The organism is Leisingera sp. SA32 (assembly GCF_056033425.1).
This window is the reverse complement of the sequence record NZ_JBVYHB010000003.1, coordinates 427613-444826: the sequence shown is the minus strand read 5'-3', so window position 1 is coordinate 444826 and position 17214 is coordinate 427613. Positions and strand designations below refer to the sequence as shown.

Below are 17214 nucleotides of genomic sequence, written 5' to 3'. Positions count from 1 at the left end.
AATGCCAGCAACAACAAGCTGCCACACGACAGGAAGCGCCCATGTTCAATCCGTCTCGACAGGCGCGGGAAATGCTCTCGCGGATTTCCGGTCTGCTCTCCGCCCCCGCCCATGGCAGCCCCACCCGGTCCGCCGCGCAGGCCTGCGCCGTGCCGATCGCGGTGCCCGTGCCGACAACCGCCCCGCTCCACTCCAGCCCGACGCCGCGGCTCGAAGACAGCCTGTCGATCCCAGTGTGCGATACGGATGGCGATCCCGAGGCCACCGCCGCACAGGACCAGGGCCAGTTTCTGGCCCGGCAGGAGCTGTGGGGCGAGGTGTCGGCGCAGATCCGCGCCGCGGATCAGTCCCGCGCGTCGGCCCGCTGCGGACTGCCATTGGCCGAGCTCATCGCCTTTGGCGCGCGGGCGGATGTGGTGCATGCCACCGAACACGCGCTGGCCGAGGGCAAGGATGCCGGCAGCCGTGCGCTGATCCGGGGGTTGATGGCCTTTGAAGCCTTGCGCGCCGAACACCGCCACGACCCCTATCTGACGGCGCTGGTGGCGCTGGCGCATATCGATATCGGCTGGGCCTGGCGCACCCCCGGCCCGGCGCAGTCGGTGTCGGTGCCCGACCAGCGTCGCTGCGCCGCACATTTCGATCGCGCCGCCGCACTTCTGAAGCCGATCACCCAGGCCAGCCAGGACAGCCCGTTCCTGAAGGCCGCGCAATGCGCGCTGTTTGCCGGGCAGCGCCGTGACGCTTTGGAGGTCGCGGATGAATTTGGGGCCCTGATTGCCCTGGTGCCGGAAAACCACCGGCCGATGCGCAGCCTTGGCGCCCTTATGCTGCCGCGCAGCGCGGGCTCCTACGCGGCGCTGGAGCTAGAGGCCCGCCGCACCGCTGCCCGCACCACAGACACCTGGGGGGCGGGCGGTTACACTTGGGTCTATTTCGATGCGCTGGCGCTGGACGATCAGGCCTGTGCCCGCGTGGATCCCCGTTTCTTTCTGGATGGCTTGCGCGACATCGTCGCCGCCGCGCCCTCGCAGGCGATGGTGAACCTGTTGGCCGCTTATTGCTGCATCACCCTGCGCGGCGACGCAGTCGCGCAGCCGCAGCAATCCCCCCAGGCAGCCGCCAACCGACGCCGCATCGCCGCCGCCGCCGACTGGTTGATCCGCGACCACCTGCAAGAGCTGCATCCGCTGGTTTGGGCGCATGCCGCCCAAGGGTTTGACAACAGCGCCCGCGTGCGCTCCGTCAGCCGGTTTGCCGCCCGCGGCCAGGCCGACGCCCTGGCCGCCATTGCCGCGCAGTTCCGCAAGGAAATCGAGGCAGGCCAGACCATCGCCTTTACCGCCGACGGGCTCCAGCTCACCCCGGCCTGAAACCGAAAATCAGCAAGGTGCGACGCGGCCTATGCTGCGCCGCACAAATGCGTCGCCACTTCAGGTCTTCTTGAATGCATCCATCAGCGCCGCACCCAGCGCGCCAGTGCCTTGGTCCCGGCCCTGCCCCCTGGTCTGGCCGCTGCCCTGCTTGCCCCCCTTGGAGCCAGCGGTCGCCTTGCCCCTACCCCCTTGCGGCCCGGCAGGTTTGCCTCTGCCGCGCGGGCCAGCGCCCTTGGCAGCGCCAGGCCCTGTGCTGCGGGCATTTCGCTCCTCCTTGGCCGAGGCACCGCCGTCTTTCTTCATGGTCAGGCCGATGCGTTTGCGCGGCACGTCGACCTCGGTCACCGTGACCTTGACCACCTGGCCGGTCTTCACCACCTCATGCGGATCCTTTACGAAACGGTCTGCCAGCTGGCTGACATGCACCAGCCCGTCCTGATGCACGCCAATGTCCACGAATGCGCCAAAAGCGGCGACATTTGTGACCGTACCTTCCAGCACCATGCCGGGCTTCAGGTCGGTGATCGTCTCGACCCCGTCCTTGAAAGACGCGGTCACAAACGACGGGCGCGGATCGCGGCCTGGCTTTTCCAGCTCGGCAAAGATGTCGCGCACCGTGGGCAGGCCCACGTCGCCGCCGACAAAATCCTCCGCCCGCAGCCCTTTCAGTGCGTCGGCATGTCCCATGATGTCGCGCATGTCCCGCCCACAGGCGGCCACGATCTTGCGCGCCACGGCGTAGCTTTCGGGGTGAACCGAAGATGCATCCAGCGGCTCCTTGCCGTCTCGGATGCGCAGAAAGCCCGCGCATTGCTCAAACGCCTTGGGGCCAAGCCGCGCCACTTTCAGCAGCTCGCGGCGCGACTGGAACGCGCCCTGCGCATCGCGGTGGGCCACGATTGCCTCCGCCAGGCCGGGGCCAAGCCCGGAGACATGCGCCAACAGCGGTGCCGAAGCCATGTTCAGATCGACGCCGACCGCGTTCACAACGTCCTCGATCACCGCCTCCAGCGATTTCGTCAGCTTGTGCTGGTCAACATCATGCTGGTACTGCCCCACGCCAATGCTCTTGGGCTCGATCTTGACCAGCTCCGCCAGCGGATCCTGCAGGCGCCGCGCAATCGACACCGCCCCGCGCAGGCTCACGTCCAGATCGGGAAATTCGCGTGCCGCCAGCTCCGACGCGGAATAGACCGAGGCCCCCGCCTCCGACACCACCACTTTGGTCGGGGTCTTCAGCTTGGCGGGCAGATGCTTCAGCACCTCCGCCACCATGCGCTCGGTCTCGCGGCTGGCGGTGCCATTGCCGATGGCGATCAGTTCGACGCCATGGTCCGCGATCAGTTTGACGATCGCCACCTGCGCGCCGCGCAGGTCGTTCTTGGGCTGAAACGGGTACAGCGTCTCAGTGGCCACCAATTTCCCGGTTGCGTCAACCACCGCCGCCTTGACGCCGGTGCGAATGCCCGGATCCAGCCCGAGCGTCGGCCGCGCACCGGCTGGCGCTGCAAACAGCAAGTCCTTGAGGTTGCGCGCAAAGACCTGGATCGCGTCCTCTTGGGCCCGCGCCCGCAGATCGCCCATCAGCTCCAGCATCATCGACAGCGACAGCTTCACCCGCCAGGCCCAGCCCGCCACCTTGCGCAGCCATGTGTCGCCCGGCCCATTGCCGGCGGCACCCAGTTCTGCCGCCACCATGGCCTCCGCCCTGGCTGCGCCCTCCTCGGGCTCCGGGCCCACGTCCAGCGTCAGCACCCCCTCATTGGCCCCGCGCAGCATTGCCAGCGCCCGATGCGAGGGCACATCCGCCCAACGCTCCGTATGCGCGAAATAATCCGAGAACTTGGCGCCGTCCTGTTCCTTGCCTTCAACCACACGTGCGCTCAGCACCGCCTCGCGCTGCATGAAATCGCGCAAACGGCCAAGCAGCGCGGCATTTTCGGTCAGCCGTTCCGTCAGGATGTCGCGCGCCCCATTCAGCGCCTCCTTCACCGCAGGCACCGCCTCGCTGAGGTACCCTTCAGCCAGTTTCTCCGGGTCGGCATTGCGATTGCTCAGAATGGCATCCGCCAGCGGCTCCAGACCGTTTTCGCGTGCGATCATCGCCTTGGTGCGCCGCTTCGGCTTGTAGGGCAGATAGATGTCTTCCAGCTGCGCCTTGGTTTCCGCCTTTGCGATCGAGGCCGCCAGGGCATCGGTCAGCTTGTCCTGTGACTTCACCGACTCGAGGATCGCCGCGCGGCGTTTTTCCAGCTCACGCAGATAGTCCAGCCGCTCGGCCAGGGTGCGCAGCTGGGTATCGTCCAACCCGCCGGTCGCCTCCTTGCGGTAGCGCGCGACGAAGGGCACCGTGGCGCCCTCGTCCAGCAGCGCCACGGCAGCGCTCACCTGCTTGGCGGCGGCGCCGATCTCTGCGGCGATGGTCTGGCTGATGCGGGCGGATGTGTCCAAGGTGGCCTCCTGTTGAACTGCTCGGGCTGCCAGTTCTAGCCCCGCTGGTGCGCGCCGCCAAGGGGCACAATCAAGGCCAGGCGGCCAAACGCGAAGGGCGGCGCCCGTCCCGGGGTGGTCGTGACGCGTCTGCCCCTGGGGGCGGGGCGGGCGCTGCCCGGACCTGCAGCCTGCGCCAAGGGGGATCGATGTGGCCTCCGGTCCTTCATTGCCCCCTTGCCCCCTGCCGCGCGCGGGCCTAGAACGCTTGCCAGACATTGACATTCGGATACGGCGGAACACCATGCTCGACCTGACATATGAACTCCCCAAGCCCAAGGTGATCGCGGGCGCCAAGCATGACTGGGAACTGGTCATCGGCATGGAGGTGCATGCCCAGGTCAGCTCCAATTCAAAACTGTTCTCCGGCGCCTCCACCAAATTCGGGGCCGAGCCGAACTCCAACGTGGCCTTCGTGGACGCGGCCATGCCCGGCATGCTGCCCGTCATCAACGAATACTGCGTTGAACAGGCCGTGCGGACCGGCCTTGGTCTGAAGGCGGACATCAACCTGTGGTCGGCCTTTGACCGCAAGAACTATTTCTACCCCGACTTGCCGCAGGGCTACCAGATCTCGCAGCTGTACCACCCCATCGTGGGCGAAGGCGAAGTGCTGGTGGAACTGGGCGACGGCACCGCCCGCAACGTGCGCGTCGAGCGCATCCACATGGAGCAGGACGCTGGCAAGTCGATCCACGACATGGACCCCAACATGTCCTTTGTCGACCTGAACCGCACCGGCGTCTGCCTGATGGAAATCGTCTCCCGCCCCGACATCCGCGGGCCTGAGGAAGCAGCAGCGTACATCGCCAAGCTACGCCAGATCATGCAGTATCTGGGCACCTGCGACGGCAACATGCAGAACGGCAACCTGCGCGCCGACGTGAACGTTTCCGTCTGCCTGCCCGGCCAGTACGAGAAGTATCAGGAAACCCAGGATTTCTCCCACCTCGGCACCCGCTGCGAGATCAAGAACATGAACTCCATGCGCTTTATCCAGCAGGCGATTGAGGTCGAGGCCCGCCGCCAGATCGCGATCATCGAGGCCGGCGGCAAGGTGGAGCAGGAAACCCGCCTGTACGACCCGGACAAGGGCGAGACCCGCTCCATGCGCTCCAAGGAAGAGGCGCATGACTACCGCTATTTCCCCGACCCCGACCTGCTGCCGCTGGAAATCGAACAGGGCTGGGTGGATGACATCGCGGCCAATCTGCCGGAGCTGCCGGACGAGAAAAAGGCACGGTTCATCAAGGATTTCGGCCTGTCGGACTACGACGCATCGGTGCTGACCGCCGAGGTGGAATCCGCGGCTTACTTCGAGGAAACAGCCAAGGGCCGCAACGGCAAGCTGGCGGCGAACTGGGTCATCAACGAGCTGTTTGGCCGCCTGAAAAAGGACGAGGACAAGCAGATCACCGAGTCGCCGGTCTCCCCGGCGCAGCTGGGCGGCATCATCGATTTGATTTCGTCGGACGCGATCTCTGGCAAGATTGCCAAGGACCTGTTCGAAATCGTCTATACCGAAGGCGGCGACCCGGCGAAAATCGTCGAGGAGCGCGGCATGAAGCAGGTGACCGACACCGGCGCCATTGAGGCCGCCCTGGACGAAATCATTGCCGCCAACCCCGCACAGGTCGAAAAGGCCAAGGTGAACCCGAAACTGGCGGGCTGGTTTGTCGGCCAGGTGATGAAGGCCACTGGCGGCAAGGCCAACCCCAAGGCGGTGAACCAGCTGGTCGCCCAGAAACTGGGCGGCTGATCCCGCCAAAGGCCGGACGATCCAAGGGGCGCCCGCAGCGGCGCCCTTTTTCGTGTCGCCACACATTTCCGACCTTTCGCCCGGCGGCACGCCGGGCGAAACCGCATATGTATACGTTCCTGCCATCGCCCTCCGCCTTGACCTCCCCCGCGCCAGCGGCTTTGCTGCGGCCAAAATCCCGGAGGTCTCATGGCACGCAAATTCGATCAGGAACTTCAGGACCGTCTGGTCCGCTACGCCGCCATCGACAGTCAAAGCGACGAGAACTCGCCCAGTACACCCAGCACCGAATGCCAGTTCGACATGCTGAATCTGCTGGTGGAGGAACTGAATGAGATCGGCGCGCAGGACGTGCAGCTGACCAAATATGGCGTGGTTCTGGCTACCATCCCCGGCACGGCTCCGGGCCCCACGGTGGGGTTTCTGGCCCATGTTGACACCGCGCCGCAGTTCAATGCCACCGGCGTCAAACCTCGGGTGATCCAGGGCTACAACGGCGGCGACATCAGCTTTCCCGACAACCCGGATCTGGTTCTGTCGCCCGAAACGAACCCCTATCTCGCCTCCAAGCAGGGCGAAGACATCATCACGGCCTCGGGGCTGACCCTGCTGGGCGGCGATGACAAGGCGGGTGTGGCCATCATCATGACCATGGCCCGGCACCTGCTGGACACTCCCGACCTGCCCCGCCCGACCCTGCGCATCGCCTTCACCCCGGACGAGGAAATCGGCCGCGGCGTCGGCGAGCAGCTGCCCCGCGACCTGAAGGCGGATTTTGCCTACACGCTGGACGGCGGCGAGATGGGCGAGATCATCTATGAAAGCTTCAGCGCCGACCGCGCCGTGGTGCAGATCAAGGGCGTGTCGATCCACCCCGGCCAAGCCAAGGAAAAGATGGTCAACGCCGCGCATCTGGCCGCCAAGATCGTGCAGACCCTACCGCAGGCGACGCTGACCCCGGAAACCACCGATGGCCGCGAAGGGTTCCTGCATGTGACCGACATGAACGGCGGCTCCTCCGAGGTGGAGCTAAAGCTGATCCTGCGCGATTTTGAGCGCGACGGGCTGGCCGCCAAGGGCGATCTGCTACGGCAGGTCTGCGCCGCCGTACAGGCCGGTGAGCCGCGCGCCGAGATCAGCGTTGAGATCACGCCGCAATACCGCAACATGCGCTACTGGCTGGAGGACGACATGACCCCGGTGGAGCTGGCCCGCGACGCCTGCCGGGCGCATGGGATCGAACCGGTTTCAACCCCGATCCGCGGCGGCACCGACGGTTCGCGGCTGACCGAATTTGGCGTGCCGACGCCCAATATCTTCACCGGCATGCAGGAAATCCACGGCCCACTGGAATGGATCTCGGTGCAGGATATGGCCCGCGCCACAGAGGTGTGCCTGACGCTGGCCGGGATGGCCGCCAAAAAGGGCTGAGCGCGCCGCCCGCGCGCCCGGCGCTGCCCCCGTTGGCTCGGGCGCGCGCCCGGCTGCCCGCGCAGGATGCCCGCCCAACTCGGCGCTTGACCTTGCGCGCCAGAACCGGGCATCTACCCCAGTGAGCCAGAAACCAAACGTCCGGAGACAGTCATGCAGGCCTTTGAATACAAAGTCGTCCCCGCCCCGGCCAAGGGCACCAAGGCCAAGGGCATCAAGACCCCGGAAGCCCGTTTTGCCAATGCGATCGAGATCCTGATGAACGAAATGGCAGCCGAGGGCTGGGAGTACCAGCGCGCCGAACTGCTGCCGAGCGAGGAACGCAGCGGGCTGACCGGCTCCACCACCAACTGGCGCAACGTGCTGGTGTTTCGCCGCGCCTTGGCTGCGCAGGCCGCCACCACCCCGGCGCCTGCCGTCGACGCCGTCAGACCCCCGGCCCGCACCGCGCCGGACCACCGCCAGGCGGAACCGCGCCTGACCGCGACCGCAGGCGATCCGCAAGCCCCCGAGGATGCCACGCCCGTGCACGGCCTCGGCGCCGCCCGGATGCAGTCCGACGACGGGGTTGAGGAGTTGAGCCCGGTTTCTGGCATGACCGCCGCCCTGAAGAGCCGCGCCGAAAAGGCCGCCAAGAAAGACGACGGGGAGGCCTGAGCCTCCCCGCGCGCCGTCCGGGTGCGACCCGTCAAACGGGCGACCCCGTCAGCTTCCGATGTCCAGCGCCAGCGCGTGGATGCGCGGCACGATGTCACCCAGCGCCTTGTGAACCGCCCGGTGCTGCTGCACCCGGCCCATGCCCTGAAACGCCTCCGCCCGGATCCGCACCGCAAAATGGCTCTCGCCAGAGCCATCATCGCCTGCGTGCCCTGCGTGTTTGTGGCTCTCATTGATCACCTCCAGCGCACTGGGATCAAAGGCCGCCCGCAAGGCCGCTTCCATTTCCTGCTTCACATTCATTTCTCCGCTCATCCCCATCTTTTTTCCCTGCGCCCCCTTCTATCTGGCGCCCCTTAGACTAAACTGCTGCCTCCGAGTCGAACAGATGCGTCTAGAAGGTGCGCCCCATGAGCAAGTCCGATCCCTTTGGCTTTGATATGTCCGTCCGCTCTGCCAAAAAGAAAAATCCGCGCGGGCGGCGCGCAGCCACGGGGGCGTCCGAGACCTCGGTGCGCGTCTGCGACAAGGAAGGTTGCCAGGAAGATGGCAAATTCCGCGCCCCCAAGGCGCCCGATGTGCTGGATGATTACTACTGGTTCTGCCAAGAGCACGTGCGCGAATACAACAACACCTGGAACTTCTTCGAAGGCACCACGGAAGCAGAGCTGAATGCCCAGCAGTCCAAGGACAAGGTCTGGGAACGCCAGACCAAGCCGATGAGCGACCCCGAGGCCCGCGCCTGGGCTCGGCTCGGCATCGAGGACCCGCATCAGGTGCTGGGCGCCAACGCGACGCAAAATCCCGGCCGCAGTGCCAAGACCGGCCGCCGCCTGCCGCCCACCGAACGCCGCGCGATCGAAATCCTGGAGGCCAAGGACGACTGGTCCAAGGCCGATATCCGAAAATCTTACAAGAAACTCATCAAGGTGCTGCACCCAGACATGAATGGCGGTGACCGCAGCCAGGAAGATCAGCTGCAAGAGGTCCGCTGGGCCTGGGACCAGATCAAGGACAGCAGGTCCTTCAAGTGACCACCTCCGCCGCTGTGCCGGACCGCCTGCGGGCGGCCCCGCACGCTGCGGCGGCCGCCGCTTTAGGACCAAAACCGGAAAACTAGGCGGTCTTTTGCCGACCCTTTACGATAGAGTCTTTATTTCTTTGACCCAACCCGCCCCCCCCCGTTAGGCAGGAAGACGTCGGCAACAGCCTTTTCCCCCCGAAAGAGCGCACGTGCGCCGACATAACGCGCCCCCTGCTGCCCGGCTGGGGGCGCTGTTGATTGTCTCGCGCTTCTCCTGCCCTCTTTCGCAATGCCACACTTGCCACCTGCGGCAGATTGCGGGAACGGTTTCCCTTGCCCTCCGGCGTCAGATCAGGCACCAATCCCGCGAATTGGCCCCTGACGGCAGGGCAGACAGATAAGGATCGACTGAGATGACCGACGGCTTTGTGGACATGGATGCGAAACCGACCGAAACGATTTCGGTGCGCGATGTATTCGGGATCGACACGGATATGACGGTCAAGGGTTTTGCCGAAGGCTCTCAACGGGTGCCGGCGCTGGACACGACCTATAAGTTCGATCCCGAGACCACGCTGGCCATTCTGGCCGGCTTCAGCCACAACCGCCGGGTGATGATCCAGGGCTACCACGGCACCGGCAAATCGACGCACATCGAACAGGTTGCGGCGCGGCTGAACTGGCCCTCCGTGCGGGTGAACCTCGACAGCCACATCTCCCGGATCGACCTGATCGGCAAGGACGCGATCAAGCTGCGCGACGGCAAGCAGGTGACTGAATTCCACGAGGGCATCCTGCCTTGGGCGCTGCGCAACCCGGTTGCCATCGTGTTCGACGAATACGACGCCGGCCGCGCCGACGTGATGTTCGTGATCCAGCGTGTTCTGGAACATGACGGCAAACTGACCCTGCTGGATCAGAACGAGATCATCACCCCGAACCCGTTCTTCCGCCTGTTCGCGACCGCGAACACCGTCGGCCTTGGCGACACCACCGGGCTGTATCACGGCACACAGCAGATCAACCAGGCCCAGATGGACCGCTGGTCGCTGGTCTCAACGCTGAACTACCTGAGCCACGACGCCGAAAGCGCCATCGTGCTGTCCAAGGCCCCCCATTACAACACCGCCGAAGGCCGCAAGAAGATCTCTCAGATGGTGACCGTGGCCGACCTCACCCGCACCGCCTTCATGAACGGCGATCTATCCACCGTGATGTCGCCGCGGACCGTGATCAACTGGGCCCAGAACGCCGAGATCTTCCGCAACGTGGGCTATGCCTTCCGCCTGTCGTTCCTGAACAAATGTGACGAGCTGGAGCGCCAGACCGTGGCCGAGTTCTACCAGCGCTGCTTTGACGAAGAGCTGCCCGAAAGCGCCGCGAGCGTTTCGCTGGGATAACAGCAAAGTGCCGCCCGGCGGCAACGCCGGGCAGTGCCCGACCGCCCCCCGTCAAACCGAAGGTTTGCCTCCGGCAAAAATGGGCGGGCACTTCGTTACCCGCCCGCGGCCGGGCACCGCCCTCTGAGGTATTCAAAGAAGGCTGGACAATGGCTGCTCTTGGCGGAATGCTTCGACCAAGGACACCTTGCGACCATGAAAAAGCCGAACGACAACCCAGCCGATCCGTTCAAGAAGGCGCTGGCCGAAGCCACCAAGGTGATGGCCGACGACCCGGAACTTTCGGTCAGCTACACCGTCGACCCTTCGGGGCTGTCGGGCGACTCGATGCGGCTGCCGCAGGTGTCCCGCCGGATGAGCCGCGAAGAGGTGCTCTTGGCCCGCGGCACCGCCGATGCGCTGGCACTGCGCCACAAGTTCCACGACGACGCCACCCACGCCAAATATGCGCCCCCCGGCGACATGGCCCGCGATCTGTATGAAGCCATGGAAACCGCCCGCTGCGAGGCGATGGGCGCCCGCCACATGCCCGGCACCGCGTCCAACATCGACGTCAAGATCCGCAATGAATCGCTGCGCCGCGGCTATGACCAGATGAAATCCTCCTCCGAGGCGCCGCTGGCGGCCTCGGCCGGCTATCTGATCCGCCACCTGGCCACCGGCCGCCCGCTGCCCGAGGGCGCGGCCAACATCATGGAACTGTGGCGCGGCTTCATCGAATCCCAGGCCGGCGGCACGCTGGAAAATCTGGATGACACCATCGCCGACCAGGCCGCCTTTGCGAAACTGGCGCGACAGGTGATTTCGGACCTCGGATACGGCGACCAGCTGGGCGACGACCCGGACGATCTGGACGACGACGCCAACGACGAGGCTGAGGACAACCCCGAAGAGCAGGACGATCCCGACAGCTCCGGCCAGGACGACTCGGATGATGAAGAGGCCGACGCCTCCCCCGAGCAGAGCCAGGAACAACAGCAGGACGAATCCCAGGCGCAGATCTCCGCCGATGACATGGCGGACGAGGAACTGGCCGAAGACACCGAGATGCCCGACGGCGAGGCACCGCTGGAACCGCCCGCGCCGCCGCCGGTCTCAGACGCCGACCCGGACTACAAGGTATTCCTCGACGCCCATGACGAGGAAATCGCCGCCGAGGATCTGGCCGAACCGGCCGAGCTGGAACGCCTGCGCGCCTATCTCGACCAGCAGCTGGAACCGTTGAAGGGTGCGGTGTCGCGCCTGGCCAACAAGCTGCAACGCCGCCTTCAGGCGCAGCAGAACCGGTCTTGGGAGTTCGACCTCGAGGAAGGTATTCTTGATGCCGGCCGTCTGGCGCGGGTTGTTGCCAACCCGACCACGCCGCTGTCGTTCAAGAAAGAGAAAGACACTGAATTCCGCGACACCGTGGTAACCCTTCTGCTGGACAATTCCGGCTCGATGCGCGGTCGCCCGATCTCGATCGCGGCGATCTGCGCCGACGTGCTGGCCCGCACGCTGGAGCGCTGCAACGTCAAGGTCGAGATCCTCGGCTTCACCACCCGCGCGTGGAAAGGCGGCCTCGCGCGCGAGGCCTGGCTGAACGAGGGCCGCCCGCAGCAGCCCGGTCGCCTGAACGACCTGCGCCACATCATCTACAAGGGCGCGGATGCCCCGATGCGCCGCACCCGCGACAACCTCGGTCTGATGATGAAAGAGGGGCTGCTGAAGGAAAACATCGACGGCGAAGCGCTGGAATGGGCGCACCGCCGCATGGTCGGCCGCCCCGAGGCGCGCAAGATCCTGATGGTGATCTCTGACGGCGCCCCGGTCGACGATTCGACGCTTTCGGTGAACCCGGCCAGCTATCTGGAAAAGCACCTGCGCGACGTCATCGCCATGGTCGAGCGCCGCAAACAGGTGGAGCTGCTGGCAATCGGCATCGGCCATGACGTGACCCGCTATTACGAGCGCGCGGTGACGATCACGGATGTGGAGCAGCTGGCCGGCGCCATGACCGAACAGCTCGCGGCCCTGTTCGACAGCGATCCGCGCGCCCGCGCCCGCGTGATGGGGATCCGGCGCGCAGGCTGAACCGCCGCCCGCCTCCGCATCCTGCCGCAGGCCGGGGTCCTCCCGCGCCGTCGATCTGCATCTTTGATGCCGCCCGCCGTCTTGGGCCCGGCCGCGCGCTGACGCGCGCGGCACCAGCGGCTGCCTGTGGCAGCCGCTGCGCGGCCCAACTGGCGGCGGGGCATCTCCGATGCCCCGCCGCCGGGCGGGAGCGCCGCTGATACACTGTCGTCCGTCCCCCCAAGGAACTCCTGCCGAGGTGCATCCCGGCCGACCTACCGCCGCTGCTCCCAGCCCGTTTTCGCTCCGCCCCCAGCCTTTCTCCCCCACCGGGCTTGCCACCGGCACGCCGATTTGGGACAAGAAGGCGCGCAGCTGCCTGCGCCGGTCCCCACTGCGGCCGGCCGCGGCACCGCCTGCCCCGCCCCCATTCAGGAGACCAGCCCGCATGTATCAGAGCTTTGACGTGACCGCCCGCCCGGACCAGGGGCCGCCCCGGCTGGCCGCCCTGCGCAAGGAGCTGACGGCCGAAGCTCTGGATGGGTTCCTGGTCCCGCGCGCCGACGCCCACCAGGGCGAATACGTCGCCCCCCACGATGAGCGTCTGGCCTGGCTGACCGGCTTTACCGGCTCCGCCGGATTCTGCGCGGTGTTGCACGACATCGCCGGCGTCTTCATCGACGGCCGCTACCGCACCCAGGTGAAACGCCAGGTGGCTGCGGATTTCACCCCCGTTCCCTGGCCCGAGGTACAGCTGGCCGCGTGGTTGAAGCAGCAGCTGCCCAACGGCGGCAAGATCGGCTTTGACCCCTGGCTGCACGCCGCGGCGCAGATCTCCGCCCTCACCAAGGAGCTGACGGGCAGCGGTATCACTCTGGCGCAATGCGAAAATCTGGTGGATCGGATCTGGGTCGACCAACCCGCACCGCCAATGAACCCGGTTTCCGCGCACCCCGTTGAATACGCAGGTGAAAGCGCGGCCGACAAAGCTGCGCGCCTGGCCAGGGGCCTGCGTGATGCGGGTCAGGCGGCGGCGGTGATCACCCTGCCGGACAGCATCATGTGGTTGCTGAACATCCGCGGCGCCGACGTGGCCCGCAATCCGGTCGCACATGGCTTTGCCATCCTGCATGACGACGCGCGGGTGGACCTGTTCATGGCGGCTGAAAAAATGGCCGATCTCGGCGATCACCTCGACGACGGTGTCACCCTGCACGCCCCCGCTGCGTTCCTGACCGCCACCGCGGCGCTCAACGGCAACGTGGCGGCAGACAGCAGTACCCTGCCCCAGATCGTCGCCGACACCCTGGGCGAACGGCTGATCCCCGACGGCGACCCCTGCGCCCTGCCCAAGGCGCGCAAGAACACCGCCGAGATCGACGGCAGCGCCGCTGCGCATCTGCGCGATGGCGCCGCAGTGGTCGAGACGCTGGCCTGGCTCGACGCGCAAGCCCCCGGCACGCTGACGGAAATCGACGTGGTGCGGCAACTGGAAAACAACCGTCGCAAGGATTCCGCCCTCCGCGACATCAGCTTTGAGACCATTGCCGGCACCGGCGAAAACGGTGCCGTCATGCACTACCGCGTGACCGAGGAAACCAACACGACCCTTCAGGACGGTCACCTTCTGGTGCTCGACAGCGGCGGCCAGTATCTGGACGGCACCACCGACATCACCCGCACCATCGCCATCGGCCGTCCCGGCGATCAGGAACGCGCCGCCTTTACCCGCGTGCTGCAAGGTATGATCGCCATGTCGCGCCTGCGCTGGCCCAAGGGGCTTGCGGGCCGCGACATCGAGGCCATCGGCCGCATGCCGCTGTGGCTGGCCGGACAGGATTTCAACCACGGGCTGGGCCATGGCGTCGGCGCCTTTCTCAGCGTGCACGAAGGCCCGCAACGGCTGGCCCGCACCAGCCACGTGCCGCTTGAACCCGGCATGATCCTGTCCAATGAGCCAGGCTACTACCGCGAGGGCGCTTTTGGCATCCGGCTGGAGAATCTGCTGGTGGTGGAACCCGCCGCCGCATTGGACAGCAGCGATCCCGAGCGCGACATGCTAAGCTGGCGTACCCTCACCTTTGCCCCGATTGATCGGCGGCTGGTCGTGACCGACATGCTCACCACCGAGGAGCGCGACTGGCTCGACAGCTACCACCGCGAGGTGGCTGCGCGGATCGGGCCGCGGCTCAGCCCCGACGCAAAGACCTGGCTGGATGCCGCGACCGCACCGCTGTGACACGATGGCGTTACATAGACTGAACACAAAGATGACACGTATGAAGAGAATGGGAAAACACGCATGACCAATATCCGTATCCGCAAGGCCGAAGGCACCTGGGTCGTCCGCTCCGGCGGCGCCGTTTTGGGGGAAAGCGCAAACGCGCTTGAGCTGTCGGAGGGCGATATGGCACCGGTCATCTACTTCCCGCGCGGCGACATTGCCATGGCTTTCCTGGACCGGACCGACAAGTCCACCCATTGCCCGCACAAGGGCGACGCCAGCTACTATTCGATCGTCAACAAGTCATCCGTCACCGCGAATGCCGCTTGGAGCTATGAGAATCCAATCGAAGACGTCGCCGCAATCAAGGAGCATATCGCCTTTGTGCTGAGCGATTCGGTGAAGGTGGAACAGGTCTGAGCCAGTCCCAGCCCCGCCGCAGACCTGTGCTGCGGGGCAATTGGCCGCTGAAACTTGGATCGCGCCCCTGGCGCGCCCCATCGGCCCGGCGGCCCAGTGCAGCGGCGCAGTCCAGCCTGACTGTGGGTTCGTGACCGCCGCGTGCAGCGCCCCGCGACAAAGGTCGCATGGCCGGGCGACGTATTCTTCGCCTGTGCGACGGGGCGATCTCCCGCCCCTTTCGCCTGATATGCGATCAGTTCAGCTCAGCACGGCCCGGCTCAGGTTCCGGCGCGCCGCTTCCAGCGCATCGCCCGTCCCCAGAATGTCGGTTTCCCGTGCACATTGCAGCGCGTAGTTGATCGCTGCCTCCAATGCCGCACGTTCATTCGCCTGCTTGTCCGCCTTATGATTCGCACCAGCCTCTTGCGGGCTGATTTCGAAATTGCGCATGATGTTCCTGCCAAAGTCAGATTTTGTTCCTGTCCCTGACCCCATTGTTGGGAACTGCGGCGCCGTTATCAAATAGAAAGTTAACTTCTTGTTTACCTGTAACCGAATTCGCACAGCTCATGGGAACGGCGGCGGCTTTTTCCCCTTGTTGGCCGAGCGGGCGTAGACCGCCAAATTCGACGCGTCCAACACGTCGCGTCAGCGGTGTTCCTCCGCCGCGGTGGCCGCCAGCGCCCGGTTATAGGCCTTCAACGCATCCACGTGGTACAAGGCGCCAATCACCTCCTGCTTGCCGTCTTCCTCCAGAACCACCGGCAAAAACGCCACTTCGGCCCGGTCAAACACCGGCATCGCCGCCTCCAGCGTGGCAGAGGCCCGCACGCACAGCCCCTGCTCGACCAGTGCCGCACATTCCTCCTGCGTGGCACAGCGGCTGTCACCCAATGGGCGCATCACTGCACCGGCGCGGATCAGCGCCAGCAGATAGGCCTGCGGCCCGGCGGCGCAATGAATGTTGCGCTTTTCCAGCTGGGTCAAAAAGAATGAGCGGTCCACCAACCGCGAAGCCAGCGCCGTCGACATCGAAACGGAAACCATCACCGCCAGACCGATCTGCCAGTCGCCAGTCAGCTCGAACACGATCAGAGTGGTCGAAATCGGCGCCCCCAGCACCGCCGCCGCCACCGCCCCCATGCCGGCAAACGCATACAGCGTGTGGGTGCCCGACACGTCCGGCAGAATGGCGGTGGCGATCAGGCCAAAGGCCAGCCCGGTCAACGCGCCGATCATCAGCGAGGGGGAGAACACACCGCCCCCCATGCGCCCTCCCATGGTGATCGCCACCGCAGCCGTCTTGACGGCGGTAAAGATCACCGCCTGGCCAAACAGCAGCCCGCCGGTCAGCGCCAGCACAGTGGTTTCATAGCCGACGCCGATGATATGCGGATACCACACCGCGATGATGCCCAGCATGGCACCGGACACCGCCGGGCGCAGCCAACGCGGCAGGTGCAGCCGCTCCTGCACCTGGGTGCCCACTTTGTCGGCAAAGAAGATTGCCCTCATCTGCGCCACGGCCACCAGCCCGCAGATCAGCCCCAGCAGCAAAAAGGCCGGCAGCTCCACATAGAACTGCAACGCGCCGGGCGTGGCCAGGGTGAACTCCGTGACATCGCCGTATTCCAGCCGGTTGATGACCGTCCCGGCGACCGAGGCCACGACGATGGGCGCAAAGGCGTTGACGGAGAAATGTCGCAGCACCACCTCCATCGCAAACAGCGCCCCGGCAATCGGCGCGTTGAAACTGGCCGAGACACCGGCGGCCACCGCGCAGCCCAACAGATCGCGCCCAGTAATCCCGTCGGCGTCGATGCGGTCGCTAACCCAGGTTGAGATCACCCCCGCCATATGCACAACCGGCCCCTCGCGGCCGGTGGAGCCGCCGGTGGACAGGGTCAGAAAGGACGCCAGCGCCGAGGCGATCCCGGCGCGGGTCTCGACCCGGCCATCATGCAGCGCCGCGCCCTCGATCACATCCGCAACCGAACGCACGCGCCCGTCCGGGGTGAACCGGTCCAGGATCACCCCGACAACCAGCCCACCACCCGCGGCGATGGCCACCAGCGTGTACCAGGGCAGGTCCTGCGCGTGACTGTGCAGATAATGAAGATCCGGCGCGCCATAGACCCCAGCCTGCAAGACAGAGATCCCCTTGCGGAAAAACAGCGCCGCAAATCCCGCGGCGATGCCAATCAGCAAGGCGATCAGCCAGAACTGGAACTGGCTCGGCCCGCGGTGGCGCAGCACCCGCAGCAGGTCTTTTAGCCCGGCAAGCCAGTGCAACATGGCGGCGGAAAGGGAGCGGCGGATCTCATCTACCATATGGGGCCTGCAGGTCTTTTGTGTTCAATGACTTACATTGCCACACCGCGGGTTAACGAAGCCTCACC

At 65.7% G+C, this 17214-nt stretch carries 13 protein-coding genes; 9 read left to right on the top strand and 4 right to left on the bottom strand.

Annotated features, from left to right (window positions below; genetic code table 11):
- Window positions 1-41: 41 nt before the first annotated feature.
- Window positions 42-1373 carry a hypothetical protein gene (locus AC0IPL_RS07260; RefSeq protein WP_474273162.1) on the top strand — a complete coding sequence of 444 codons (1332 nt, stop codon included), beginning with the start codon at window positions 42-44 and terminating at the stop codon, window positions 1371-1373.
- Window positions 1374-1433: 60 nt separating this feature from the next.
- Here the strand turns inward: AC0IPL_RS07260 and AC0IPL_RS07255 are convergent, their stop codons facing one another.
- On the bottom strand, window positions 1434-3827 hold the full coding sequence (locus tag AC0IPL_RS07255) for a Tex family protein (RefSeq protein ID WP_474273160.1): 2394 nt from the start codon (window positions 3825-3827) through the stop codon (window positions 1434-1436).
- A gap of 283 nt (window positions 3828-4110) precedes the next feature.
- Between AC0IPL_RS07255 and gatB the strand changes: the two genes are divergently transcribed.
- From gatB to AC0IPL_RS07240, 3 genes are all read left to right on the top strand, one after another.
- Window positions 4111-5625: an Asp-tRNA(Asn)/Glu-tRNA(Gln) amidotransferase subunit GatB gene (gatB, locus tag AC0IPL_RS07250; RefSeq protein ID WP_474273158.1), complete on the top strand. Its 1515-nt coding sequence runs from the start codon at window positions 4111-4113 to the stop codon at window positions 5623-5625.
- 189 nt (window positions 5626-5814) lie between these two features.
- On the top strand, window positions 5815-7056 hold the full coding sequence (pepT, locus tag AC0IPL_RS07245; protein ID WP_474273156.1) for a peptidase T: 1242 nt from the start codon (window positions 5815-5817) through the stop codon (window positions 7054-7056).
- Between the two features lie 153 nt (window positions 7057-7209).
- On the top strand, window positions 7210-7713 hold the full coding sequence (locus AC0IPL_RS07240; RefSeq protein ID WP_474273155.1) for a DUF4177 domain-containing protein: 504 nt from the start codon (window positions 7210-7212) through the stop codon (window positions 7711-7713).
- A gap of 48 nt (window positions 7714-7761) precedes the next feature.
- Here AC0IPL_RS07240 and AC0IPL_RS07235 read toward each other — a convergent pair whose 3' ends face one another.
- A complete protein-coding gene (locus AC0IPL_RS07235) occupies window positions 7762-8016 on the bottom strand; it encodes a BolA family protein (RefSeq protein ID WP_474273202.1) in 255 nt (84 codons plus the stop codon).
- A 107-nt stretch (window positions 8017-8123) separates the two neighbouring features.
- Here AC0IPL_RS07235 and AC0IPL_RS07230 point away from each other — a divergent pair, with 107 nt between their 5' ends.
- From AC0IPL_RS07230 to AC0IPL_RS07210, 5 genes are all read left to right on the top strand, one after another.
- Window positions 8124-8747: a DnaJ domain-containing protein gene (locus AC0IPL_RS07230; RefSeq protein WP_474273154.1), complete on the top strand. Its 624-nt coding sequence runs from the start codon at window positions 8124-8126 to the stop codon at window positions 8745-8747.
- Between the two features lie 403 nt (window positions 8748-9150).
- Complete coding sequence (gene cobS, locus AC0IPL_RS07225; protein ID WP_474273152.1) at window positions 9151-10137, top strand: cobaltochelatase subunit CobS; 987 nt, start codon at window positions 9151-9153, stop codon at window positions 10135-10137.
- 195 nt (window positions 10138-10332) lie between these two features.
- Entirely contained in the window at window positions 10333-12210 is a 1878-nt protein-coding gene (gene cobT / locus AC0IPL_RS07220) for a cobaltochelatase subunit CobT (RefSeq protein ID WP_474273150.1), read from the top strand.
- A 427-nt stretch (window positions 12211-12637) separates the two neighbouring features.
- Window positions 12638-14428: an aminopeptidase P family protein gene (locus tag AC0IPL_RS07215; RefSeq protein WP_474273149.1), complete on the top strand. Its 1791-nt coding sequence runs from the start codon at window positions 12638-12640 to the stop codon at window positions 14426-14428.
- 63 nt (window positions 14429-14491) lie between these two features.
- Entirely contained in the window at window positions 14492-14833 is a 342-nt protein-coding gene (locus tag AC0IPL_RS07210) for a DUF427 domain-containing protein (RefSeq protein WP_474273147.1), read from the top strand.
- A 240-nt stretch (window positions 14834-15073) separates the two neighbouring features.
- Here AC0IPL_RS07210 and AC0IPL_RS07205 read toward each other — a convergent pair whose 3' ends face one another.
- Both AC0IPL_RS07205 and AC0IPL_RS07200 read right to left on the bottom strand, forming a co-directional pair.
- The gene (locus AC0IPL_RS07205; protein ID WP_474273146.1) at window positions 15074-15265 is read right to left on the bottom strand and encodes a hypothetical protein; all 192 of its coding nucleotides are present in this window, start codon (window positions 15263-15265) and stop codon (window positions 15074-15076) included.
- 198 nt (window positions 15266-15463) lie between these two features.
- Window positions 15464-17110: a chloride channel protein gene (locus tag AC0IPL_RS07200; RefSeq protein WP_474273200.1), complete on the bottom strand. Its 1647-nt coding sequence runs from the start codon at window positions 17108-17110 to the stop codon at window positions 15464-15466.
- Window positions 17111-17214: the final 104 nt, after the last annotated feature.